General features: G+C 68.8%; 1 protein-coding gene. It reads left to right on the forward strand.

What is annotated here, in order from left to right; all coding sequences use genetic code 11:
- On the forward strand, positions 1-420 hold a 420-nt coding region (locus tag AC3II9_RS21550), incomplete at both ends, for a class I SAM-dependent methyltransferase (RefSeq protein ID WP_489158732.1).

A 420-nucleotide genomic window follows, 5' to 3' on the forward strand; every position in this document is an offset into this window, starting at 1 on the left:
GTCGAACTGGGCGCCGGCGCATCCTCGCTGATCGCGGCGCGGGCGCTGCAATTGCATGGCGGCGGCCAGTTGCACAGTTTCGACCAGCATGGCGGCTTTGTCGACGCGACCCGGCAATGGCTGGCCGACCATGCGCTGGACGTGGATATCCGCCATGCGCCGCTGACCCACGAAAGCGCCGACTGGCCGGGCCGCTTGTATGCGATCGATCGGCTGCCCGAGCAGATCGACCTGATCATCATTGATGGCCCGCCCTGGAGCGTGCATCCGCTGGTGCGGGGCGCGGCCGACAGCCTGTTCGCGCGCCTCTCGCCCAATGGCGTAGTGCTGCTGGACGATGCCGCGCGGCCGGGCGAGCGGCTTGTCGCGCGCCGCTGGCGCAAGCGCTGGCCGCATATCGATTTCCGCCTGATGCATGAC

This window comes from Lysinibacillus sp. RU7 (assembly GCF_057837305.1).